This is a genomic window from Halorussus rarus (assembly GCF_003369835.1).
Lineage (GTDB): Archaea > Halobacteriota > Halobacteria > Halobacteriales > Haladaptataceae > Halorussus > Halorussus rarus.
Genome location: NZ_QPMJ01000001.1, coordinates 448,373 through 469,691, shown reverse-complemented (window position 1 = coordinate 469,691; position 21,319 = coordinate 448,373). Strand labels below are relative to the sequence as shown.

Here is a 21,319-nt window from a genome sequence, read left to right as displayed (position 1 = left end):
TCAGCGCGCGCCGCGACCGGGCCCGCCGGGCGGGAGCGGTAGCCGTGCACGGCATCGTCCTCAAGGGGCTGAAGGACTTCGTGACCGCCGAGTACGACGACGAGGCCTGGCGGACCGTCCGGGACCGCGCGGACCTCGGCGGGACGGTGTACGTCCCGGTGACCGAGTACGCCGACGCCGACGCGCTCGCGCTCGTGGAGGCGGCGTCGGCGGTCACCGGCGAGTCGGTGCCCGACCTGCTCGACGCGTTCGGCCGGTTCCTCGTGCCGTCGCTGGTCGAGACCTACGGCGTCCACGTCGACGCCGACTGGACCGGCCTCGACCTGATCGCCAACGTCGAGACGTACATCCACGAGGCGCTGCGGGGCAAGCAGCTGTCGACCTACACCCCGCCCAACCTCGGCGCCGAGCGGGTCGGGGCCGACGAGGTGGTGGTGACCTACGCCTCCGACCGGGAGCTCTGCCCGCTTGCGGTCGGGCTGCTCCGGGGCGTCGGCGACTACTACGGCGAGGCGTTCGCCGTCGACGAGCGGACGTGCATGCGCGATGGCGACGACCGGTGCGAACTGGTCGTCCGGCGTTGACGGTCGTTGGTCCGCGACCCTCTCGCTGAACGTGATCGTATCTCGGTCGGTTCTACAGATATGTTTCGACGGTTGATTTTACCTGGCGCTATATTTTTATAACTCTTCGTTCATGTTTCGTTAAGATTTATTACGTCGTACTGATTGTGTTCGCTCAATGGCTAACGTTGTGCGAGCGGTCGTCCCCGGCTTCGTCAGGCGGCGCTACCCGCTGAAGGTGGGTCTGACGATGGCGGCGGTCGGCGCTCTCGCGGCAGGAGGCGTGTACGCGACCGGTCAGTTCGACCGAACTGTCGTCGGAGCGACGCTCGGCGGCGCGCTCCTCGCGGGAGCCGTCGGGACGACCGTCTCGTGGCGGGCGAGCCGGGCGCTCGACCGGCTCGTGGCGAGCGCGGACCGGCGGGCCGACGGCGAGGAGCCGTCGTTCGACTCCGCCCGCGCGGACTGCGTGGGCCGGGTCGCGGCCTCGATGGCCGACACCCACGAGACGCTGCTGGACGAGCACCGCGCACGGCTCGAAGCCGAGGACCTCCACGCCCACGTCGAGCAGACCGCCGAGGAGTACGGCCGGGTCATGCGCCGGTGCGCCGACGGCGACCTCGGCGAGCGGGTCGAACCCAGCTCCGAGAGCGAGGCGATGAACCGGGTCGCGACCGAGTTCAACGCGATGCTCGAGGAGTTCGAGGCGACCGTCGAGAACCTCACCCGGTTCGCCAACGAGGTGGCCACCTACAGCCAGGAGGTCACGCTCAGCACCGAGGAGGTCAGCGACGGGAGTTTGCGGGTCGTCGACTCGCTCCGGGACATCTCGGTCGACGCCGAGGCCCAGACCGGCGACCTCCGGGCGGCCGCCGACCAGATGGACCGGCTCTCGACCGCGGTACAGGAGGTCGCGGCCTCGACCGACGACGTGGCCGCCATCGCCGAGCGGACCGCCGAGACCGGCCGCGAGGGCCGGGCGGCCGCCACCGACGCGGTCGAGGGGATGAACGATATCGAGACCGAGTCCGAGGAGACCGTCGAGGCCATCGAGGGGCTCGAATCCGAGGTCGAGCAGGTCGACGAGCTCATCGACTTCATCTCCGAGATCGCCGAGCAGACCAACATGCTCGCCCTGAACGCTCACATCGAGGCCTCCCGCGCCGGCGAGCAGGGCGCGGGCTTCGCGGCGGTCGCCAACGAGATCAAGGACCTCGCCGAGCGCACGAAGGAGGCGGCCGGCGACATCGAGGGGCGGCTCAACCGCATCCAGCACCAGACCGACCGGACGGTCGACGAGGTCCGGGACACCAGCGACCGGATCTCCCAGCAGACCGACTCGGTCGAGAACGCCGCGGAGGCGCTGGCCGACATCGCGGGCTACGCCCAGAAGACCAACGCGGGCGTCCAGGAGATCTCCGACGCGACCCAGCAGCAGGCCGACTCGACCGAGGAGGCCCTCCAGATGGTCGAAGAGGCCGCGGCGGTCAGCGAGGCCATCACGGCCGAAGCCGAGACCGTGGCGACCGCCGGCGAGTCCCAGACGACGGCCCTCTCGCAGGTTTCGGACAGCGCGAGCGACCTGGCCCGCCAGGCGACCCGGCTCAGCAACGCGCTGGACTCGTTCGACACCGAGGACGCCATCGGCGAGGACGCGGGCGACGACGCGGACGAGGACGACGGCTCCAAATCAGCCGGGGCCGACGCCGACGGGTCGGGAGTCGATACGGACGACTCGGCGGTTCCCGACGAAGGCGACGCGACCGCCGACGCCGACGACCCGCTCCCGCCGGAGGACCGCGACACCGAGCCCGTGTCCGTCTCGACCGCGGACGTCGGGAGCGATGCGGAGGCGGACACCGCCGAGACCGACGCGGCCGAAATCGACCCGGCCGTCGCCGATGTCGATACCGACGCAGGGACCGACTCGACCGACGTCTCCACGGAGGACCCGCTGGCCGAGTCCCCCGAACCCGGCGGCGAGCCGACCGAACCCCTCGGCGACGGGGAGGCCTGACGGATGAGCGGCGAGCTATCGAGCGCGACGACGACGGGGGCCGCGGCGGACCGGCGCGAGTGGGTCGAGTTCGTCCGCTTCGGGCTGGGCGGCGACGAGTACGGCCTCGAACTCGGCCACGTCGAGCGGGTTCTCGACGCGCCGGCGGTGACCCCGGTCCCCCACACCGGACCCGCCATCGCTGGCGTGGCCAACCTCGGGGGCCGGATTCCGGTGGTCGTCGACGGCCGGGCGCTGCTGGACCTCCCGCCCCGAGCGTCCGACGAAGAGTCGACGCTGCTGGTGCTCGACCGCAGCGACGCCCGGCCGACGGGCCTGCTCGTCGACGAGGTGGCGGGTATCGACGCCCGACACGTCGGGCGCATCGAGACGCCGACGTCGGCCGACTGGGAGCCGCCGGCGAACCGGCGGTGGTTCCGGGCGGTCGTCGCCGACCCCGATGACGGGGACGACCCGCTCGGGGTGCTCGACCTCGACGCGCTGGTCGACGAAGCGAGGGCCCAGGCATGACGCCCGGCCGCGACGCGACCGGGCGGACCCGCGAGGGCGGCGCCGGGTCGGGCGGCGGCACCGAATCGGGCGGCGCCGAGTCGGGTGACGCTGAGGCCGGCGCGACATCGGGCGGCGAGGACGACGAGCGGACCCGCGCCGACGACGAGCGGGCTCGGGGCGACGAACGCCAGACCCCCGACGCGGGCGGAACGGACCGCGATGCGCGCGACGGCGAGCCCGACAGGGGTTCTGTCTCAGACGCCGAGCAGGCGATTCCGCTGAAGACGCTTGCGGTGCTGAACTGGCTGGGCGACCGGGGCGTCACCGGGGTCGAGGACCGGCTCAACGACGTGCTCGACGACGACCTGACCGCGACCACCGAGCAGGTCAAGGTCGGCTACGCCGAGCAGCGGACGGTCGGCGGCCAGTTCGTCGCGGCCGACCGCGCGGGAGCGCGGGTCCTGCTGAGCGAGCCCCTCGTCGGGAACGTGCTGGTCGTGTTCCCGATGGCGAGCGCGAACAAGGCGGCCGCGCTGATGCTCCGGCGGGCGGTCGAGGACCTCTCGTCGGTCTCGACCGAGATGGGACGGGACGCGCTGACCGAGCTCTGCAACATGATGGCCAACGGGTTCGTCGACGAGTGGGCGACGCTGTTCGACACTACCATCGACACCGGGTCGCCGGTCGCGGTCCAGGACCCCGAGCGGACCCTGGTCGCGCGCATCCTCAAGCAGTACGGCGTCGGGCTGTTCATCCGGTCGCGGCTGCACATTCCCGAGTACGACGTGAACGCGACCATCTACGTGTTCCCCGGCCGGCGGGAGTTCGTGACCAAGCTCTCGGCGGTCGGCCTGGAGGTCATCGATCCGTGACTGGGCCACACCGACCGGCGACGACGGGGGTCGTCGACTCGTGACGACGGAGGTGACCGCGTGATGGAGACCTACGAGACCGACCTCTCGGAACCCGATCGCGAGCGCCGCCTCGTCGGCGTCTCGGAGTACGAGGTGGTCGCCGACGGCGCGACGCTGGTCGCCTACGGCCTCGGAGCCTGCGTGGGACTGGCGGTGTACGACCCCGAGCACGGGGTCGGCGGGCTCGCCCACGCGATGCTCCCCCGACAGTCGGAGGGCGGCGGCACCGCCGACGGCAAGTACGTCGACGCCGCGGTCGAGCGACTGCTCCGGGAGGCGGTGTCGGCGGGCGCGAGCTACGCCGGGCTGGAGGGGTACGTCGTCGGCGGGAGCGACCTGCTCGACCTCCGGGAGCTTCCGCGGGAGGTCGGCGACGATAACGTCGCGACGGCCCGCGAAGCGTTCGGCGGTCTGGACGTACCGGTCGCGGGAGAGGACGTCGGCGGCGGGCGGGGCCGGACCGTCGAGTTCGACACCGGAACGGGACGCATCGCGGTCCGGACCGCCTACGACCCCGAACCGGTCCTGCTCCGGGACGGCGGGGACGGAACCGGCGGGGACGAGACGGGGACGGACTGACGGGTCGCGCGTTCTGGCGCGGTAATTCTCCGGGAAGCGACGCGTGCCCGGAGCGTCGCGGCCGCGACTGCCAGATCAGTCCTGTCCGGAGACGCCGGCGGACGTCGCCTTGTCGCCGAACTTCTCGCGGACCTTCTGCACTTTGGGTTCGGCCTGGATCGAGCAGTACTGGTCGTCGGGGTTCTTCTCGTAGTAGTCCTGGTGGTACTCCTCGGCCTCGTAGAACTCCTCGAGGGGCTCGACCTCGGTGACGATGTCGTCCTCGTCGTAGGCGCCCTCGGCCTCCAGTTCCTCGATGAACCGCTCGACGGTCCCGCGCTGCTCGTCGTCGTGGTAGAACACCGCCGACCGGTACTGGGTGCCGACGTCGGGCCCCTGGCGGTTGAGCTGGGTCGGGTCGTGGACCGTGAAGAACACCTGGAGGACGTCCTCGTAGCTCAGCGCGTCGGGGTCGTACTCGACCTGCACGACCTCGGCGTGGCCGGTGTCGCCCGAGCAGACCGCCTCGTAGGTCGGGTCCTCGACGTGGCCGCCGGCGTAGCCCGACGTGACCTCGCGAACGCCGTCGAGTTCCTTGAACGCGGCCTCGGTGCACCAGAAGCAGCCGCCCGCGAGCGTCGCGGTCTCTGTGTCTGGAGTCATTGGGTGAACGTAGGCGCCCCAGATGGTTAGGTTTGCGGGAAGCGGCTAGGAATCGGGCGTGGTGTGAACCTCGGAAGCGACAGAGGCGCGACTACCGGCCACGTCGAAAAGACGTCCCAGAAAGCCCGCGGCCGCTCACGGTCGTTGTCTCCGAAAATTGGGAATTTTCGGGATGACGAAAGAGCTTCGCTCTTTCGAACCACGCGACATCTCCGACGGACGTAGCTGCGTCGGAGAGAGGTCGCGCAAGCGACCACGGCCTTCGGTCGCGAGCGGCCGGCCCCTTTCAGTCCCACCCGGACGATTAGTCCGCGTCACCGAGCGCGAGCCTCACACCTCCCCAGCCTCCTCCGTCGTTCGCTTCGCTCACTCGGTCGTCCCTCGCGCGGTTCGGCGCGGCACGGAGGTCGCGCCTGCACGCGCCGACGTTCGTCGATGAACTTCCGACACCGACTGATTAGCAGATCGGCTTCGGGTCCAGCCCCATCCCCTTCAGCGTCTCGGCGTAGTCGTCGTAGGCGATCTGCACGACTTCCTCCGCGGTATGTTGAGCGCGTTCCCAGTCCTCGTCGTCCTCGCAGCGGGCCGCGAGCAGGTCCGCGCCGGCCGAGACGCCCTTCCGGGTGTCCTCGCGCAGCTCGCGGAAGAGGTCGGCCCGGCGCTCGTCGGCCTCGTTCACGAAGAAGTTCACGACCTGCAGCTGAGTACGGTCGCTCGCCAGCGACCGGCCGACCAGCCCCGCCGCGCGCTCGACCGTGTCGTCGAGTTCGCGGAGGCGCTCGTGGACCGAGTCGACCGCGTCGTCGGGGGCGGACTCGCCGCCGAGTTCCGCGGCCACGCGCTCGTAGTGGTCGGTCTCCTGGTCGGCCAGCGCGGCGAACGCGTCGGCGGCGTCCGAACCGGCCTCGCTGTCGGCCCATTGCCGGAACGTCTCGCGGGCGGTGTGCTCGCTCTGCGCCGCGGCCCGGAGGACCGCTTCGGCGTCGAGGTCGGCGTCGGTCAGCGCCACCAGCGCCTGCTGGGAGCCCAGGCGGTCGAGTTCGGTCGCCTTCGCGGTCTCTACCTCGTCCGGAAAGGCGTCGGCGTCCATGCCCGTCGGTACGCCGCGAGCGCGTTTGAAGGTTTGCGGAGCCGCGCCCCGGGTGAGGGACCGCCGACCGCCTCGCCGCTCGCCACACCGTTTTCTCTCCCCGGCGCGTACGACCGGACATGACCGGCGAGACCGAAGAGAACGACGACACACCGTCGATATCGCCCAAGGAGCTCCACGAGCGAATCCGGCGCGGCGACGCCGTCCACCTGCTCGACGTGCGCAACCGCGACGAGTACGAGGCGTGGCGCATCACGGGCGACGGCGTCGACGCGACCCAGGTGGCGTACGCGCAGTTCACGGCCGCGAAGGCACGCGGCGACCTGCCCGCGTTCGTCGACGACCTCGGCCTCGACCCCGACCAACCGGTCGTCGCGGTCTGCCCGCGCGGGGAGGCCAGCGCTACGGTCGCAGAGTTCCTCCGGGACGAGGGCTTCGACGCGCGGAACCTCGCCGGCGGGATGCGGGGCTGGGCGCGGGTGTACGTCGCGACCGAACTGCCGGCCGCGGCCGTCCCCGGCGACGCGACGGCCGTCCAGTACGACCGGCCCGCGACCGGCTGTCTCTCGCACCTGGTCGTCGCCGGCGACGAGGCCGCGGTCGTCGACCCCCTGCGGGCCTTCGCCGACCGCTACGTCGCCGACGCGGAGGAACGGGGTGCGACCCTCCGGTTCGCCGTCGACACCCACGTCCACGCCGACCACCTCTCGGGCGTCCGGCGACTCGCCGAGGAGACAGGTGCCCGAGCCGTCCTGCCCGCGGGCGCGACCGACCGCGGCCTCGCCTTCGACGCCAAACTGCTCGACGACGGCGACGAACTCCGGGTTGGCGACGTCGCCCTGACCGCGCTCCACGCGCCGGGCCACACCACCGAGCTGACCGCGCTCCGGCTCGGCGACCTGCTGTTCTCGGGCGACGCGCTGTTCGTGGATAGCTTCGGCCGGCCCGACCTGGAACGCGGAGCGGAGGGCGCGCGCGACCTCGCCGGCACGCTCTACGACACCCTCCGGGACCGCCTGCTCGCGCTCCCCGACGACACGCTGGTCGCGCCCGGCCACCGGACGCCCGAGGCCGCGCCGAACCCCGACGAGGGCGGCGCCTACGCGGCCAGAATCGGCGCTATCCGCGAGCGACTGCGCATTCCCGACGAGAGGGCGGCGTTCGTCGACCGGGTGCTCGACTCGCTACCGCCCCGGCCCGCGAACTTCGAGGACATCGTGCCGGCGAACCTCGGCAAGGAGTCGCCGGACGACGAGACGGCCTTCGAGATGGAGCTCGGGCCGAACAACTGCGCGGTGGCCGCGGACGACTGAGCGAAAAGGGCTGTCGGCGGCGCACGGAGCGGCGGTCGACCGCGGGCCGCTATCCGTCGTTCTCCTCGTTCGCCCCGACGTGCTCGCCATGCACGCGGTCGCGGTCGCCCTCCTCGTCGTCGGGCAGGGCCGCGGCGTCGGACTGGTCGGTCTGTTCGGAGTCCATCTCCTCGTCGACCCGCTCCATCTCCTCCTCGACCTCCTTCTCGCGCTCGGCCTCCATCTCGTCGCGCCGGTCGGTCTCGCCCTCGGCGGTCTCTTCGTCTACCATGTCCGGATCGAGGTTCCAGATGGCCTTCGACCTGGTGGCCCTCCGTCGAATCCGCCGCGCGCTTCGTTCGTCGGAACGGACTCTCGCTCGCCGGAAGCGCAAACTCTTCGGCGCGCCGCCTCCTTGCCCCGACATGGAACTCGACCCCGACGAGGTGTCGTCGATGTACCGGACCCTCGCGGGCGGGGTCGTGCCCCGGCCCGTCGCGTGGGTCAGCACGACCGACCCCGAGGGAGCGGACAACCTCGCGCCCTACAGCTTCTTCAACGTCGCCGCGGTCGACCCGCCGATACTGATGTTCGCGCCCGTGGACGACGACGGGTCGCCCGAGGGGCTGAAGGACACCCCGCGGAACGTCCGCCGGACCGAGGAGTTCGTCGTCAACGTCGTCACGGAACCGGTCGCCGAGGCGATGAACGAGTCCGCCGCGACCCTCCCGCCGGGCGAGAGCGAGTTCGACCGCGCCGACGTCACGCGCGCGGAGTCGCGGGCGGTCGCCCCGCCCCGGGTTGCCGAATCGCCCGTCGCCTTCGAGTGCTCGCTCCGCGAGCTGGTCGACCTCGGCGGGTCGACGATGGTTCTCGGCGAGGTCGAATGGGCACATCTCCACGACGAGGTGACGACCGACGGGAAGCTCGACGTCGAGAAGCTCGACGCCGTGGGGCGGCTGTCGGGGAGCCGCTACGCGACGACCCGGGACCGGTTCTCGATGGAGCGACTGCCATGAGCGGCGAGGACGACCCGACCGAAGACGGGGGCGACGAGCGGAGAGACGGGGACGGGGCCGAGGTGACGAGCGAGGCCGACGCGATCGAACGCATGGACGACCCGCTGACGGTCGGGCGCATCGCCGCCGACCTCCGGGAGCTGGGCGTCGAGGCCGGCGACACCCTGCTGGTCCACTCGTCGCTGTCTGCGCTCGGGTGGGTCGCGGTCGGGCCGTCGGCGGTCGTCGACGCGCTGCTGGAGGTGGTCGGACCCGACGGGACCCTCGCGATGCCGACCCACTCCACGCAGTACAGCGACCCCACGGGGTGGCGGAACCCGCCGGTGCCCGACGACTGGGTCGGTCGCATCAGGGCCGAGCGCCCGCCGTACCGCCCGGCGGTCACGCCGACCCGCGGGATGGGCGCGATTCCGGAGTGCTTCCGGTCGTACCCCGGCGCGATCCGGAGCCGCCACCCGACCTACTCGTTCGCGGCGCGGGGCGCCGACGCCGAGTTCGTCGTGGCGGACCACGCCTACGACCACGGGCTCGGCGAGGGGTCGCCGCTGGCCCGGGTGTACGACCGCGACGGGAGCGTCCTCATGCTCGGCACCGGCTACGACACCAACACCTCGTTCCACCTGGCCGAGCACCGAGCCGACCGCGAGCAGACCGCATCGACTCACGAGGCGCCGGTCGTCGGCCCTGACGGGGACCGGGAGACCGTCACCTACGAGCAGTTGGACTACGACAGCAGCGACTTCGCGGAGGTGGGACGGGACTTCGAAGACGAGCGCCCGGAGGCGGTGACGGCGGGGTCGGTCGGACTGGCGGACGCGAAACTCGTCTCCCAGCGCGACCTGGTCGACTACGCCGCGGAGTGGTTCGAGAGGAATCGGGAGTAGGCGACCGGTGGTCGAGACCCGCCTCAGTCGTCGGCCGCCGCGGGCTCGTTCTCGGTCACGGCCTCGGCGTCGTCCTCGATGCTCGGCGGGTACTCCCCGCGGTCGAGCACGAGGTCGGTCTGCGGGCGGGCCATGCAGGTCAGCGCGTAGTCGTCGGCCTCCTCGTCGGTGAGGCCGCGGGCCGCCGGCTGGGTGACCTCGCCCTCGACGATCTCGGCCGAGCAGGCCAGGCACATCCCCACGCGGCAGGAGTACTCCTGGGCGACGCCCTCCTCGATGCACCTGCTCAGGATGGTCTCCGTGTCCGAGACCTCGATGGTCTCGCCCGTGCCGACGAACTCGACGGTGTACTCGGTCATACCTCGGGGCTACGAAACTCCGACACTAAACTCTTTATCGCCGTCTCCGTCGGCGTATCGGGGACGGAATCCCGGTTCGCGTATAAAGAGTTTTGCCCCCTCCGTCTCGTAGCCGAAGGTATGGCTACGCACGAGCGCGACATCGTCGTCGTCGGGGCGGGGACGGCGGGCTGTTACGCCGCCGCCACCGCCGCGCGTGAAGGGTACGATGTCGTCGTAGTGGAGCGCAAGGACGAGGAGGAAGCGGGCCACATCGCCTGTGGCGACGCCCTGAAGGGCGCGGACGCCTTCCCCGAGGCCATCCCGAAGTCCCAGCTGGAGCCGTCGTTCACCAACACCGGCGTCGACCACGGCCGGTTCGAGATCCCCCAGGAGGACACGGTGCTCGAGATTCCCGTGCCGGGCGAACTCGCGGTCATCGACCGCTGGGAGTACGGCCGGCGCATCATCGAGGGCGCAGAGAACGCCGGCGTCGAGTTCCACTACGACACCGTGGTCAAGGACGTGACCCAGCGCGAGGACGGCCGGGTCACCGGCGTGCGGGGCAAACGCAACGGCGACATCCAGCGCTACGACGCAGACGTCGTCGTCGACGCCGCGGGGTCGCTCTCCATCCTCCAGGACAAGGCCGACCTCGCCGACGCCACCTTCGACACCAACGTCACCTACTCGCAGTTCTGCTCGGCCTACCGCGAGATCGTCGAGGTCGAGGAGCCGGTGCCGTGGGACGACGCGCTCGTGTTCAAGCCCACCTCGCGCGCGGCGGGCTACCTCTGGTACTTCCCCCGGACCGACACCGAGATCAACGCCGGGCTGGGCTTCCAGATGAACGAGGAGCCGATGCACCTGGTCGACGACCTGAAGCGCGACCTCCGGAACCGCGCCGAGTTCGACGGCGCGACCGTCACCGACAAGCTGGGCGCCGCGCTCCCGACCCGCCGGCCCTACGACTCGGCGACCGCGCCGGGCTTCGTGGCGGTCGGCGACGCCGCGGGCCACGTCAACCCGACCACGGGCGGCGGCATCGCGGGCGCGGCCTACGCCGGCAAGTACGCCGCCGAGGCCGCCATGGACGCCATCGAGGACGGCGACGTCGGCGAGGCCAACCTCTGGGAGTACAACCAGCGCGTGATGGACCACTTCGGCGCGCGCTACGCCGGCCTCGACGTGTACAACATCTTCTCGACCGCGGTGGAGGTCGACGACCTGATGGGGCTGCTCGGCGCGCTCCCGGCGAACAAGCTGGCCGAGGCGCTCTACTCGGGGTCGGCCAACATCGGCTGGTGGCTCAAGATACAGACCGCCGTCAAGTCGTTCGGCCACTGGGAGCTCATCTACGACCTCTATCAGGCCAAGAACCTCGCCGACGACCTCATCGACCACTACGAGCGCTACCCGAGCCGCCCGCAGGGGCTCGAACCCTGGCAGCGCAAGCGCGACGAGATCATGGACGACATCTACGCGACGACCGGCGCCGAGCCGAAGTACTGAGACGACCTTTTCCAGCGGGCGGCGCCTGAACGCGCCGCCCTTGCAAAAGCTCGACCAAAAACACCGTCAGAGCTCCGCTCTGACGAGCCTGCGCTCACTCCGTTCAGGCAGACACGGCACTCCTCCCTCCGGTCGTCGCTTGGTCCGCTCGCTCACGTTCGTTCGCTCGCGGCACAACAACTGGTGCGAACCGCAAACGGCCGAGTCGCTACTCCACCTGCTCTCGTAGCTCCTCGACGTGGTTCTCCAGCCGGCTCAGCGCCGCGTCGGCGTCCATGTAGCCGTTGTCGTACTCGCTGTACACCGTGTCCGCGTCGCGCAGGAACTCCGAAACCGCGTCTTCGAGGTCACTCATACGTTACCACAGGAAGGGCACGGAGAAAGGCCTGATGAAGTCGCGCCGGCGTAGCTGACAAGTTGCGCACCAGCATACGGCGCGAAGCGCCGTTTCGCCGCGAGCGAACGCAGTGAGCGAGCGGGAGTTTTTAGCGTAGATTTTTACGAGGAGTGGTGCCCGCAGCGCCGGAGGCGCGAGGACACCCGACGAAGTAAAAAGGTACTATTGGAACATCCGGAGCGGTTGGGCCTGCGAGCTCTCGTCGGTCTCGGCCTCCTGCATCCGCTGGGCGAGCTGCTCCTTCTGCTCGCTGATCTCCTCGGCGCGTTCGACCAGGTCGTCGGTCGGGACCTCGACGCCCGCCAGCGGCGAGATGCCGTGCTCGATGAGGATGCGGGCGGCCTCGGGGTCCGGGAACTGCGGGTCGCTCTCCACGACGAGGCCCAGCGCGTCGAGCCCCCGGGCGTCGGCCTCGTAGAGCAGCGCGCCCGTCGGGCCGCTGACCGCGCCGCGCTCGCGGGGAGTGGAGATCTCCTGCTCGTCGAGTCGGTCGCCGGCGTCACCCGTCGCGACGCCGTAGAGCGTCGGAATCTCGGCGGCGTCCTTCTCGGTGGGGAGCCCGCTCATGTAGACCGGCGTGGCCTCGCGGTCGGCGATCCAGTCGGTGACGCAGGCGGCGAACTCCGGGGCCGCCGACGCCGACACCGGGACGTCGCTCTGGAGCGCCACGAGGTCCCGCGACTCGTCGGCGTAGAGCCGGACCGGCGGCCGGAGCGTTCGGCTGTCGTCCTCGTACACCGCGATGCGCGGCAGGCCCTCGCAGTCGATGCTGGCGTAGTAGCTCATCCCGAACGACTCGACGAGGTGGTCGGTCGCCAGCTTGCCGACCAGCCCGACGCCGGGGAGCCCCTCGACCAGCGCGGGTCGGTCCAGCGAGACGTCGTCGTCGTGGATCGTGACGCTTGCCATGGCAGCCAGTTACGTCAGCGCGCGCATAAAGGTCCGGGCTGGTTCGCTCGCCGCTTCGCGACCGAGCGGCGTCGCGGTCGTCGGGCGACAGGGCTACGTCTCGGACTCGGGGTCGGCGGTGTACGCGAGTTCGAGCTGGAGCAGGGCCGAGCAGGAGATGTTCTCGACGTCGAAGTCGATGCCCTCCACCTGCTCGTTGAGATAGCCGTTGCACCTGCGCTCTTCGATGATGTTCTCGATGGTCGCCGGCGAGCCGCACTCCGGGCAGTCGAAGTAGTAGCCGCTGTCGCTCTCGTGGATGGCGTCGGGCTCCAGCTCCATTCGAGCGGCGTCGTCCCAGTCGATGTCGTCGGGTGCGTTCGCGTTTGCCATGCGTGAGACGACGGGCGAAGGACGGGTAACGGCTACGGCCGGACCCGCCGGCACTCGCCGGGTTCCGAAACCCACAAGCGCGGCTCGCGCCAACCGTCGACCGATGGAGACACTCGAGCGGTACGAACCGCTGGTCGACGACTTCGAGGCGTTCCTCGACGCCTGCCGGCGGCCGCTTCCCTCGGTCGTCCGGGTCAACACGATCAAGGCGACCCCGGAACGGGCGAAGGCGGCGCTCGACGAGGACGGGGTCGGCTGGACCGACCGCGAGTGGTCCGACACCGTGCTGGAGCTCGACACCGACGCCCCCGGCAGCACGTGGGCGTCGTACCACGGCTGGGTCCACGGCCAGGAGGAGGTCTCGGCGATTCCGGCCGAGGTACTCGCGCCGGAGGCCGGCGAGCGCGTCTGGGACGCCTGCGCCGCACCGGGGAGCAAGACCACCCAGCTCGCGGCGCTGATGGACGATGAAGGACTCGTCGTCGCCAACGACAACAACCTGGGTCGGCTGTCTGCGCTGCGGTTCAACACCGAGCGACTCGGCGTGACGAACGCCGCCGTCACGAACGCCGACGCCCGGAACTTCTCGCTCAAGCCGTTCGATTTAGACGCCTTCGACCGAGCGCTCGTCGACGTGCCCTGCTCGTGCGAGGGGACGATACGGAAGAACCCGACCACGCTCGACGACTGGACGATGGACCACGTCCGGAGCGTCGCCGGCGTCCAGAAGGGCATCCTCCGGCGCGCGGTCCAGGCCACGAAGGAGGGCGGCACGGTCGTCTACTCGACCTGCACGTTCGCGCCCGAGGAGAACGAGGCCGTGGTCGACCACGTGCTCGACGAGGAGGACTGCCGGCTCGTCGAGTTCGACGTCGGCCTCGACGCCCGGCCCGGCGTCGCCGAGTGGGACGGCGAGCGGTTCGACGAGAGCGTCCGGAAAGCGAAGCGGTTCTATCCCCACCACAACGACACCGGCGGGTTCTTCTGCGCGAAACTGGAGGTGGCGGGATGAGCGGCGAGAGCGGCGGCGGGGCCGGCAAGACCAACGTCGGCCAGCGGTTCGACCGCCTGCCCGAGACCGCCGACGAGCGCGAAGTCGAGGGCCGGGCGACCCGGCGGGAGGTCGTCGACTGGTGGGACGACCGGTTCGGCGTCCCGCCCGAGACGTTCGACGGCTACACCTTCTGGGAGAAAGGGAAGGGCAAGATCTGGATTCTCCGGGGCGAGGCGCCCTCGCCAATCCGGGTCGAGGCGCTGGGGATGACGTTCCTGCGGACCCGCCAGGAGCACTGGAAGCCGACGACCGACGCGGTCCAGCGGTTCGGCCGCGAGGCGACGAGGAACGTCATTCGACTCACCCGCGAGCAGGCCCGGACGTTCGTCCGGGGCGAGGACCAGGAACTCGACTGGGACGGCGACTGGGGGTACCTGGTCGCGGCCCACGACCAGGCCGGCGCCCCCGAACCCCTCGGCGTCGGCCTCTACGTCCACGGCGAACTCCAGAGTCCGGTGCCGAAGGGCCGCCAGCGCGACCTCTGAGGTCTCTTCACCTCACTCCTTCTCCCGGACCGTCCCGCCGCTCAGCCCCTCCCACTCGACCGTGAAACCGAGTTCCGAACGGCCCGCACCGGCGTCACGTTCAACTACGCGCGCGGATTCTGTCCCTCATGGCAAGTGATAACACGATCCGTCGGAAGTGGGACGAGGGCGAACCCGTAATCGGCGCGAAGGCGATGACGATGTCCCCGGCGGTCGTCGAGGTGTACGGCGCGCTCGGGTTCGACTTCGCGTGGCTCGACTTCGAACAGTTGGGCGGCAGTCCGCTGGACAGCACCGCGGTCGACGAGCTGACCCGTGCGGCCGACGCGGCCGGCATCGAACCGCTGGTCCGCCTGCCCGCCCCCGACCCGACGACCGCCAGGAAGTTGCTCGCGGCGGGCGTCCGGACAGTCCTCGTGCCCCACGTCGAAACGGCGGCGCAGCTCCGGGAGGTCGTCTCGGCGACTCGATTCACCTACGACGGCGCCCCCGGCGGCCGCGGTGCGACGACGGGCCGCGCGAACGCCTGGGGCGCGGGCGCGCGACCCGCAGACGAGGACATCGTCGTCGGAACGATGGTCGAGACGAAAGCCGCACTCGAGGAAATCGACGAACTCCTGTCGGTGCCCGAACTCGGATTCGCCTTCGTCGGACCGGCCGACCTCTCGGTCGCGCTGGGTCACCCGGTCGAGAAGGACCACCCGGAGGTCCGGGAGGCCGTCGCGACGGTACGGGACGCGTGCCTCGCGGCCGACGTCCCGGTGGGATGTGCGGCCGACGACCGCGCGACCGCCGAGTCCGCGCTCGAGGAGGAGTATCGGCTGGTGCGCGTCGGCGACGAGCTCTCGGCGGCCCGCGAGGTACTCGGCGAGCGGGTCGAGCACCTCCGGGCGGCGGCCGTCGAGCCGAGCGAGTAGTTGGCGAGGCGGGCCCGAGCGGTCGTGCGGCGGGAACCGGCCCGTCGCCCGGTCGAGGACAGCCTTTTGCGGGTCGCCGTCGTGGACGGGACATGGCAGGCTCCGAGATACATGGCCTGACGGCCGCGGAAATGGCGCGGCGGGTCCGCGACGGCGACCTTACCGCCACGGAAATCGTGGATGCGCTGCTCGAGCGGATCGACGAACGGAACGACCGGACCAACGCCTTCGTGACGGTGACCGACGACCTGGCGCGGGAAACCGCCAGGGAAGTGGACGAGGCGGTCGAGCGCGGCGATCCGCCCGGGCCGCTGGCCGGCGTCCCGGTCGCGATCAAGGACCTCGACGACGTCGCCGGGGTGACCACGACCCATGGGTCGAAGCTGCTGGAGAACCGCGTCGCCGACGCGAACGCGCCGTTCGTCGAGCGGCTCCTCGACGCGGGCGCGGTCGTGATCGGCAAGACGAACACGCCGGAGTTCGGGCTGGGGTGTACGACCGACAACAGAGTCGTCGGGCCGACCGGGACTCCATTCGATCCAGACAGAAACGCCGGCGGGTCGTCCGGGGGCGCCGGCGCGGCGCTCGGCGACCGGCTCGTCCCGCTGGCACAGGGGTCGGACACAGGCGGCTCCATCCGGACGCCGGCCTCGTTCTGCGGCGTGTACGGGCTGAAGCCGTCGTTCGGTCGCGTTCCCATCGACAACCGTCCCGACGCGTTCGGGCACCACACGCCGTTCACGCACCTCGGCCCCATGGCCCGCTCGGTCGAGGACGCCGCACTGATGCTCGAAGTGATGACGGGTCCCCACCCGGCCGATCCGTTCAGCCTTCCCGACGACGGGACCGACTTCGTCGCCGCGACCGAACGCGCGATAGACGGGATGCGGATCGCGTACACTCCGGACTTCGGCATCTACCCGCTCGATTCCCGGGTGCGAGCCGCCCTCGACGACGCCGTCGACGCCTTCGAGCGCGCCGGCGCGGTGGTCGAGCGCGCCGACCCGGACCTCGACCTCGAACAGGCCGACGTCCTCGACGCGTTCTACACGTTCGCGAAGGTGCGCTGGGAGGCGCTGTTCGACGCGCTCGAAGCCGAACACGACCTCGACCCTCGCGGCGCGGACCGCGACCGCCTCCGGTCGGTCACCGTCGAGACCATCCTCGAATCCGACGCGGTCTCCACCCGCGAGTACAAGCGCGCCGACGTCATCCGCACGAAAATCTACGACGCCCTCCGGGAACTGCTCGCCGAGTACGACCTGCTCGCCACGGCGACGCTCGCGGTCCCGCCGTTCCCCCACGGCGAGGATCCGACCGAGATAGACGGGACCGAGGTCGAACCGCTCCGGGGCTGGGTCCTCACCCAGCCGTTCAACATGAGCGGCCATCCCGCCGCCTCGATTCCGGCCGGGGTCACCGACGACGGCCTCCCAGTGGGACTGCAGGTCGCCGGCGGGCGGTTCGCAGACGACGACGTGCTCGCGGCGAGCGCCGCCTTCGAGCGCAAGCGGCCGTGGGACGAGTCGTATCCGAAGTGACGTCGAGAGGCGTCGGATTCCCGGAATCGGCCCTTCGTACAAGGAATCGCCGAATCATAATTATAGAGAAGATACTTTGCCGAATCGGTCGACGTCGAGAGTAGGTATGAAGCAGGTGAGATTTCTCGATCCGGCCGGAAGCGAACGGCGCGGTGAGTGGACCGGCGACGGCGTCGCCTTCGCCGGGCGGACGTACGACCTCGACGAGGTCCGACTGCTCCCGCCGGTGGAACCGTCGAAGATCGTCTGCATCGGGCGGAACTACGCCGAGCACGCCGCGGAGACCGATTCGGAGGTCCCCGACCGGCCGCTCCTGTTCCTGAAGGGGCCGAACACGCTCGCCGGACACGGCGACACGGTCACGCTTCCGGCGGACAAAGAACGCATCGACTACGAGGCCGAGTTAGGCGTCGTCATCGGCGAGCAGTGCCGGAACGTCTCGGCGTCGGACGCCGATAGCGTGATACGGGGGTACACGTGCGTCAACGACCTCTCGAACCGCGAGGACCAGCGGAAGGAGCAGAACTGGATCCGCGGGAAGGCCTTCGACAACGCCGCGCCGATCGGCCCGGTGGTTGCGACGCCGGACGAACTGCCAGAGAACCCGACGGTTCAGTCGCGGGTGAACGGAGAGGTCAGACAGGAGGCCACGACCGACAAGATGATTTTCCCGGTGGCGGAACTCATCGAAGAGATAACGAAGCTGGTGACGCTCGAACCCGACGACGTAATCGCCACGGGGACCCCGGAAGGCATCGGTCGGCTGGAGGAGGGTGACAGCGTGGAGATCGAGGTCGACGGAGTCGGTACCCTCCGGAACGAGGTCCGTTTCGACTGACTCGCGTCGGGGCGGCGCCACGTCGTCGGTTTCGACCGAACGGTCCCGCGGCGAAGCGCAGCGCTCCGGCGACCGAATCGCTCGGAGCTGTTTCTCCGCGGGCGTTCCCGTCGAAGCGCTACGCGAACCGAAGACTGCGGGGACTGAATCCCGGAGCGACCGTAGCGGCCGGTCAGCGACCCACTCTCGGTCGACCGTCCCGGACACCCGCCGGTAGAGAGGTTTCAGATGTTTCGACGGGAAGTAATGGAGAAGAGAGTTACCCCTCAGAAGTTCTCGGGATTGGGCGTCTCGCCCTCCGGCCAGGCCTCCAGGTCGGCACCCGACGGGTAGTGGAGCCTGCCCTGGTCGTCCCATCCCCAACCGGCCTCCGAGAGGGCCTGGCGTGCGGCCTCCACGTCGCGGGTCTCTTTGCCGACCTTGGTGAGGTTGTCCTCGTCGTACCACGGGTGTTGCTGGGAGTTGAACGTGCCGTAGACGACCTCGTCGGACTCGCCGAACGCGTAGGTGTCGTTGAGGCCCTGCCGGTCGACTGCGTACGACAGCGCCTGGCGGAACTCCCGGAACATCCCCGGCGCGTACGACATCTGGGGCATCATCCCGAACGGGAGGAACGCCGCTCCGTTGACGATCTGGGCAGTGTCGCCCATGCTGTTCGATATCTGGCGGCCGGCGTCGGGCGTCAGCGTCACCGCGATGCTGAGTTCGCCGTTCTCGAACGCCCGGCGTACCGCGGAGACGCTGTCGTATATCGACAGGATCATCGGCGATTGGACTTCGAACTGGGGATTCCCGTCGTGGGGCTCCAGTGCGATGTTCTCCTGATTGTTGTACTGCGTGATCTGGTAGGGACCGGCGCCGATCATCGGGTCGTCGAAGTCGGTCGGGTTCTCCTCGATACCGGCCTCGACGTAGGGGTCCCGGGGCAACACGCCGAACGTCGGCAACTGGGCCGTCACCAGCGTCGGCGACGGCTCCGGCGTGACGAACTTGACCGTGCTGTCGTCGACGACCTCGACGGTCAGCTCCGCGGGGAGTGCGGTCCACTGGTAGTTGCCCTCGTGATACTGAGCGGCCAGGAACTCGTAGGTCCACTTGACGTCTTCGGGCGTCACCGGGTCACCGTTGTGGAAGGTCGCGTCCCGCAGGGTGAACGTGACCTCCGTTCCGTCGTCGGAAACCTCCCCGAGCCCATCGGCCAGCACGGGCACCCGTTCGTAGTCGGAGTTGTACAACATCAGCGGCGAGTGCGTCAGTTGGGTGTACAGCCCCAGCGAGTCGGTGTCGCCGACGGTCGGGTAGAAACTGCTGGTGAGGAACTCGCCGGGGAGGTTCCCCAGGATGGTGTCCGTCCCTTGCTGAGTCTGAGCGCCGCTCTCGACCAGCGCGGCCCAGTTGACCGCGGACAGCCCCGCGCCACCGGCCTCGATGGGCTGGACCATGTCCGTGTTGATCGCGGCCGTCGTCGGCCGCTCTATCGTCGGGATGAACGGCATGTCCTCCGAGTAGATGCTCATCGCCTCGCCGACGACCTGTCGGCGCTCCTCGGGGACGCCGATACTCTCCTGCTGGTTGGCCAGCTCCGAGAACTGCGTGTTCGCGTAGTTCGAGGGATTGTACTCCCCGTTCGCGCCCGCGCGGCCGATGCTGTACGACTGCAGCAGATTGTTGGGGTCGAGCCTCCCGGGGTCGGGACCGTGGCTGTTGACCGCGACGTGGAACTCCCGCACGTCGTCGCCGACCGCGGTGATCCCCTGGGCCGTCGTCATCGGCTGGGTCTCGATCTGGATGCCGAGATCCGAGGCGACCGACTGGATGTTCGAGATGGTCTCCTCGAACAGGACCGTCGGCGGCCCCTGATCGGACCAGTACTGGAACGTCAGGGTCGGTACGCGCTCGCCCAGACCGCCACCCCCTCCGCCGTCGGTCGTCGTCCCCGTCTCTTGCCCCCCGCCGTCGGTCGTCGTCTCCTGCTGTCCCCCGCCGGTGCACCCGGCCAAACCGGCGGCCGACGCGGCGCCGATTACTTGCAGGACTCTCCTCCTGTCAACCCCCTCTTGCTTGCCATCTGTTGGCATGGACCACACATCTACTCAGGATATTAAAAGAATACCGGTGACATTGAACATGTATCGACGCTTAATTTCTCCGATTCCGATAAATCGTATCGCGATTCTATGTAAGTTATAGATGATGTGACGCATCTCGACAGGAGCGATCCGTCGCTCCGCCGGCCACGCCGAGGGGAGGCGGTCGGACGTTCGGAGCGTTCTGTCCGTCCCGGACCCGACGCTGACGAACTGCGGCGTCGCACGGCATCGCTCCGGGTGTCGAATCGGGTCCCCCGATTCGGCGCCGGGTCCGGGTAGGGCCGGTCTACTCGGCTTCGCCCTCTCCGACGGAGACGCGGGGGTCGAGCACCCCGTAGAGCAGGTCGACGAGGAAGTTCCCCAGGATGACCCAGACGGCGGCGACGAGGAACACGAACTGGATGACCGGGAAGTCCCGCGCCAGGACCGAACTGACCAGCAGCGAGCCGATGCCGGGCCAGTTGAACACGATCTCGATCAGAACCAGCCCGCTGATGGAGGCCGCAAGCGAGATGGGGTAGAGCGTGACGACGGGCAGGGAGGCGTGGCGGATGATCTTCCGCAGGAGCTTCGACTGCGGGAGCCCCTTCAGCCGGTGGTAGTGGAGGAACTCCTGGTCGCTCACCTCGACGACGCTGTTGCGCATGATCAGCGCGGGGTACTGCATGAAGTACAGCGTCACCGTCGCGAACGGGAGCGCGTAGTGCATCCAGAACTCCGGCAGCAGGAACCGGTGCCAGTACGGCTGGTCCTCGATCATGATCATCGTCGGCGCCGAGAGCATCCCCGACGTCGGGAAGATGCCAAGCGACGAGGAGAACACTGCGATCAGGATGATGCCCAGGAAGAAGTCGGGGATGGAGTGGAACACCGAGACGCTGATGATCCCGGTCTTCTCGAAGTACCCGCCGCGGCGCCAGCCCATGATCGCGCCGAGGATACCGCCGATGATGTACGTCGCCGTGATGGCGGGCGCGACCAGCACGAACGAGTTGAGGATCCGGGGCCAGACCAGGTCCCAGACGGGCTCCCCGTAGCGGAACGACTGACCGACGTCCGCGGTCATGAGGTTCACGATGTAGCGGACGTACTGGACGTGCAGCGGCGCGGCAAGGCCCCACTTGCGCTCCAGCGCCTCGACCTGCTCGGGGTCCATCCCCTGCTGTACCAGCAGCGAGGTGTAGTCGCCCGGCATGAACCGGAAGAACAGGAACAGCGCGGTCGCGACGAGGAAGATGAGCACCGCCGTCACCGCCGTGCGTCGGGCGAAGTACCGCAGGCGGCTCACGGGCGCTCACCTCCCCGCGGCGACGCCGTCCCACCGGCGGGCGGCGAGCCGTCGTTCGGCGTCCGATCCGTCTCGCTGCCGCCCGG

The 21,319-nt window shown here is 69.7% G+C and carries 23 protein-coding genes; 14 read left to right on the top strand and 9 right to left on the bottom strand.

Translation table 11 applies throughout. The features are described 5' to 3' along the window. The first annotated feature begins 44 nt into the window (after positions 1-44). The 5 genes from DVR07_RS02420 (at position 45) to DVR07_RS02400 (ending at position 4,565) form a co-directional block, all read left to right on the top strand. Positions 45-584: a heme NO-binding domain-containing protein gene (locus DVR07_RS02420; RefSeq protein WP_162829404.1), complete on the top strand. Its 540-nt coding sequence runs from the start codon at positions 45-47 to the stop codon at positions 582-584. 157 nt (positions 585-741) lie between these two features. Beyond that, positions 742-2,580 (top strand): methyl-accepting chemotaxis protein, encoded by a 1,839-nt coding sequence (locus DVR07_RS02415; RefSeq protein ID WP_115795185.1) that lies wholly within the window; start codon positions 742-744, stop codon positions 2,578-2,580. Between the two features lie 3 nt (positions 2,581-2,583). Beyond that, positions 2,584-3,090 carry a chemotaxis protein CheW gene (locus DVR07_RS02410; protein ID WP_115795184.1) on the top strand — a complete coding sequence of 169 codons (507 nt, stop codon included), beginning with the start codon at positions 2,584-2,586 and terminating at the stop codon, positions 3,088-3,090. Then, complete coding sequence (locus DVR07_RS02405) at positions 3,087-3,944, top strand: chemotaxis protein CheC (RefSeq protein ID WP_115795183.1); 858 nt, start codon at positions 3,087-3,089, stop codon at positions 3,942-3,944. The genes DVR07_RS02410 and DVR07_RS02405 overlap by 4 nt, the downstream gene beginning before the upstream one ends. Positions 3,945-4,007: 63 nt before the next feature. Continuing rightward, positions 4,008-4,565 (top strand): chemotaxis protein CheD, encoded by a 558-nt coding sequence (locus DVR07_RS02400; RefSeq protein WP_115795182.1) that lies wholly within the window; start codon positions 4,008-4,010, stop codon positions 4,563-4,565. A gap of 75 nt (positions 4,566-4,640) precedes the next feature. Here DVR07_RS02400 and msrA read toward each other — a convergent pair whose 3' ends face one another. Together msrA and DVR07_RS02390 are read right to left on the bottom strand one after the other, a co-directional pair. Next, positions 4,641-5,207: a peptide-methionine (S)-S-oxide reductase MsrA gene (msrA, locus tag DVR07_RS02395; RefSeq protein ID WP_115795181.1), complete on the bottom strand. Its 567-nt coding sequence runs from the start codon at positions 5,205-5,207 to the stop codon at positions 4,641-4,643. A gap of 457 nt (positions 5,208-5,664) precedes the next feature. Beyond that, on the bottom strand, positions 5,665-6,297 hold the full coding sequence (locus DVR07_RS02390; protein ID WP_115795180.1) for a rubrerythrin family protein: 633 nt from the start codon (positions 6,295-6,297) through the stop codon (positions 5,665-5,667). Between the two features lie 119 nt (positions 6,298-6,416). Between DVR07_RS02390 and DVR07_RS02385 the strand changes: the two genes are divergently transcribed. Further along, positions 6,417-7,610, top strand: a complete 1,194-nt coding sequence (locus tag DVR07_RS02385) for an MBL fold metallo-hydrolase (RefSeq protein ID WP_115795179.1) — start codon at positions 6,417-6,419, stop codon at positions 7,608-7,610. A gap of 49 nt (positions 7,611-7,659) precedes the next feature. Here DVR07_RS02385 and DVR07_RS02380 read toward each other — a convergent pair whose 3' ends face one another. Next, entirely contained in the window at positions 7,660-7,881 is a 222-nt protein-coding gene (locus DVR07_RS02380; RefSeq protein WP_115795178.1) for a hypothetical protein, read from the bottom strand. 133 nt (positions 7,882-8,014) lie between these two features. Here DVR07_RS02380 and DVR07_RS02375 point away from each other — a divergent pair, with 133 nt between their 5' ends. Both DVR07_RS02375 and DVR07_RS02370 read left to right on the top strand, forming a co-directional pair. Continuing rightward, positions 8,015-8,608 carry a flavin reductase family protein gene (locus DVR07_RS02375; protein WP_115795177.1) on the top strand — a complete coding sequence of 198 codons (594 nt, stop codon included), beginning with the start codon at positions 8,015-8,017 and terminating at the stop codon, positions 8,606-8,608. 92 nt (positions 8,609-8,700) lie between these two features. Continuing rightward, positions 8,701-9,492, top strand: a complete 792-nt coding sequence (locus DVR07_RS02370) for an aminoglycoside N(3)-acetyltransferase (RefSeq protein WP_115796281.1) — start codon at positions 8,701-8,703, stop codon at positions 9,490-9,492. Positions 9,493-9,515: 23 nt separating this feature from the next. Here DVR07_RS02370 and DVR07_RS02365 read toward each other — a convergent pair whose 3' ends face one another. Then, positions 9,516-9,851 (bottom strand): 2Fe-2S iron-sulfur cluster-binding protein, encoded by a 336-nt coding sequence (locus DVR07_RS02365; RefSeq protein ID WP_115795176.1) that lies wholly within the window; start codon positions 9,849-9,851, stop codon positions 9,516-9,518. 120 nt (positions 9,852-9,971) lie between these two features. On the opposite strand from DVR07_RS02365, the gene DVR07_RS02360 reads away from it, so the two are divergent. Next, on the top strand, positions 9,972-11,342 hold the full coding sequence (locus DVR07_RS02360; RefSeq protein ID WP_115795175.1) for a geranylgeranyl reductase family protein: 1,371 nt from the start codon (positions 9,972-9,974) through the stop codon (positions 11,340-11,342). Between the two features lie 208 nt (positions 11,343-11,550). Here the strand turns inward: DVR07_RS02360 and DVR07_RS21950 are convergent, their stop codons facing one another. From DVR07_RS21950 to DVR07_RS02350, 3 genes are all read right to left on the bottom strand, one after another. Continuing rightward, positions 11,551-11,697: a hypothetical protein gene (locus DVR07_RS21950; RefSeq protein ID WP_165881722.1), complete on the bottom strand. Its 147-nt coding sequence runs from the start codon at positions 11,695-11,697 to the stop codon at positions 11,551-11,553. Between the two features lie 204 nt (positions 11,698-11,901). Beyond that, a complete protein-coding gene (locus tag DVR07_RS02355; RefSeq protein WP_115795174.1) occupies positions 11,902-12,648 on the bottom strand; it encodes a proteasome assembly chaperone family protein in 747 nt (248 codons plus the stop codon). 93 nt (positions 12,649-12,741) lie between these two features. Beyond that, positions 12,742-13,020, bottom strand: coding sequence for a hypothetical protein (locus DVR07_RS02350; protein WP_193570003.1), 279 nt, complete (start codon positions 13,018-13,020; stop codon positions 12,742-12,744). Between the two features lie 103 nt (positions 13,021-13,123). Here DVR07_RS02350 and DVR07_RS02345 point away from each other — a divergent pair, with 103 nt between their 5' ends. The 5 genes from DVR07_RS02345 (at position 13,124) to DVR07_RS02325 (ending at position 17,855) form a co-directional block, all read left to right on the top strand. Next, positions 13,124-14,032 carry an RsmB/NOP family class I SAM-dependent RNA methyltransferase gene (locus DVR07_RS02345; RefSeq protein ID WP_115795173.1) on the top strand — a complete coding sequence of 303 codons (909 nt, stop codon included), beginning with the start codon at positions 13,124-13,126 and terminating at the stop codon, positions 14,030-14,032. Beyond that, a complete protein-coding gene (locus DVR07_RS02340; RefSeq protein WP_115795172.1) occupies positions 14,029-14,559 on the top strand; it encodes a DUF7122 family protein in 531 nt (176 codons plus the stop codon). The genes DVR07_RS02345 and DVR07_RS02340 overlap by 4 nt, the downstream gene beginning before the upstream one ends. 128 nt (positions 14,560-14,687) lie before the next feature. Then, entirely contained in the window at positions 14,688-15,476 is a 789-nt protein-coding gene (locus DVR07_RS02335) for an HpcH/HpaI aldolase family protein (RefSeq protein ID WP_115795171.1), read from the top strand. 92 nt (positions 15,477-15,568) lie between these two features. Then, entirely contained in the window at positions 15,569-17,017 is a 1,449-nt protein-coding gene (locus DVR07_RS02330) for an amidase (RefSeq protein ID WP_115795170.1), read from the top strand. Between the two features lie 106 nt (positions 17,018-17,123). Beyond that, positions 17,124-17,855 (top strand): fumarylacetoacetate hydrolase family protein, encoded by a 732-nt coding sequence (locus DVR07_RS02325; protein WP_115795169.1) that lies wholly within the window; start codon positions 17,124-17,126, stop codon positions 17,853-17,855. Positions 17,856-18,121: 266 nt separating this feature from the next. Here DVR07_RS02325 and DVR07_RS02320 read toward each other — a convergent pair whose 3' ends face one another. Together DVR07_RS02320 and DVR07_RS02315 are read right to left on the bottom strand one after the other, a co-directional pair. Continuing rightward, a complete protein-coding gene (locus DVR07_RS02320; protein WP_162829403.1) occupies positions 18,122-19,855 on the bottom strand; it encodes an ABC transporter substrate-binding protein in 1,734 nt (577 codons plus the stop codon). 376 nt (positions 19,856-20,231) lie between these two features. Next, complete coding sequence (locus DVR07_RS02315) at positions 20,232-21,233, bottom strand: ABC transporter permease (RefSeq protein WP_162829402.1); 1,002 nt, start codon at positions 21,231-21,233, stop codon at positions 20,232-20,234. Positions 21,234-21,319 lie beyond the last annotated feature (86 nt).

Bases quoted from the DNA above. Each gene is read 5' to 3' on its own strand.
- DVR07_RS02415 (WP_115795185.1), top strand. From the start codon at position 742: ATGGCTAACGTTGTGCGAGCGGTCGTCCCCGGCTTCGTCAGGCGGCGC.
- DVR07_RS02410 (WP_115795184.1), top strand. From the start codon at position 2,584: ATGAGCGGCGAGCTATCGAGCGCGACGACGACGGGGGCCGCGGCGGAC.
- DVR07_RS02405 (WP_115795183.1), top strand. From the start codon at position 3,087: ATGACGCCCGGCCGCGACGCGACCGGGCGGACCCGCGAGGGCGGCGCC.
- DVR07_RS02400 (WP_115795182.1), top strand. From the start codon at position 4,008: ATGGAGACCTACGAGACCGACCTCTCGGAACCCGATCGCGAGCGCCGC.
- msrA (WP_115795181.1), bottom strand. From the start codon at position 5,207: ATGACTCCAGACACAGAGACCGCGACGCTCGCGGGCGGCTGCTTCTGG.
- DVR07_RS02390 (WP_115795180.1), bottom strand. From the start codon at position 6,297: ATGGACGCCGACGCCTTTCCGGACGAGGTAGAGACCGCGAAGGCGACC.
- DVR07_RS02385 (WP_115795179.1), top strand. From the start codon at position 6,417: ATGACCGGCGAGACCGAAGAGAACGACGACACACCGTCGATATCGCCC.
- DVR07_RS02380 (WP_115795178.1), bottom strand. From the start codon at position 7,881: ATGGTAGACGAAGAGACCGCCGAGGGCGAGACCGACCGGCGCGACGAG.
- DVR07_RS02375 (WP_115795177.1), top strand. From the start codon at position 8,015: ATGGAACTCGACCCCGACGAGGTGTCGTCGATGTACCGGACCCTCGCG.
- DVR07_RS02370 (WP_115796281.1), top strand. From the start codon at position 8,701: ATGGACGACCCGCTGACGGTCGGGCGCATCGCCGCCGACCTCCGGGAG.
- DVR07_RS02365 (WP_115795176.1), bottom strand. From the start codon at position 9,851: ATGACCGAGTACACCGTCGAGTTCGTCGGCACGGGCGAGACCATCGAG.
- DVR07_RS02360 (WP_115795175.1), top strand. From the start codon at position 9,972: ATGGCTACGCACGAGCGCGACATCGTCGTCGTCGGGGCGGGGACGGCG.
- DVR07_RS21950 (WP_165881722.1), bottom strand. From the start codon at position 11,697: ATGAGTGACCTCGAAGACGCGGTTTCGGAGTTCCTGCGCGACGCGGAC.
- DVR07_RS02355 (WP_115795174.1), bottom strand. From the start codon at position 12,648: ATGGCAAGCGTCACGATCCACGACGACGACGTCTCGCTGGACCGACCC.
- DVR07_RS02350 (WP_193570003.1), bottom strand. From the start codon at position 13,020: ATGGCAAACGCGAACGCACCCGACGACATCGACTGGGACGACGCCGCT.
- DVR07_RS02345 (WP_115795173.1), top strand. From the start codon at position 13,124: ATGGAGACACTCGAGCGGTACGAACCGCTGGTCGACGACTTCGAGGCG.
- DVR07_RS02340 (WP_115795172.1), top strand. From the start codon at position 14,029: ATGAGCGGCGAGAGCGGCGGCGGGGCCGGCAAGACCAACGTCGGCCAG.
- DVR07_RS02335 (WP_115795171.1), top strand. From the start codon at position 14,688: ATGGCAAGTGATAACACGATCCGTCGGAAGTGGGACGAGGGCGAACCC.
- DVR07_RS02330 (WP_115795170.1), top strand. From the start codon at position 15,569: ATGGCAGGCTCCGAGATACATGGCCTGACGGCCGCGGAAATGGCGCGG.
- DVR07_RS02325 (WP_115795169.1), top strand. From the start codon at position 17,124: ATGAAGCAGGTGAGATTTCTCGATCCGGCCGGAAGCGAACGGCGCGGT.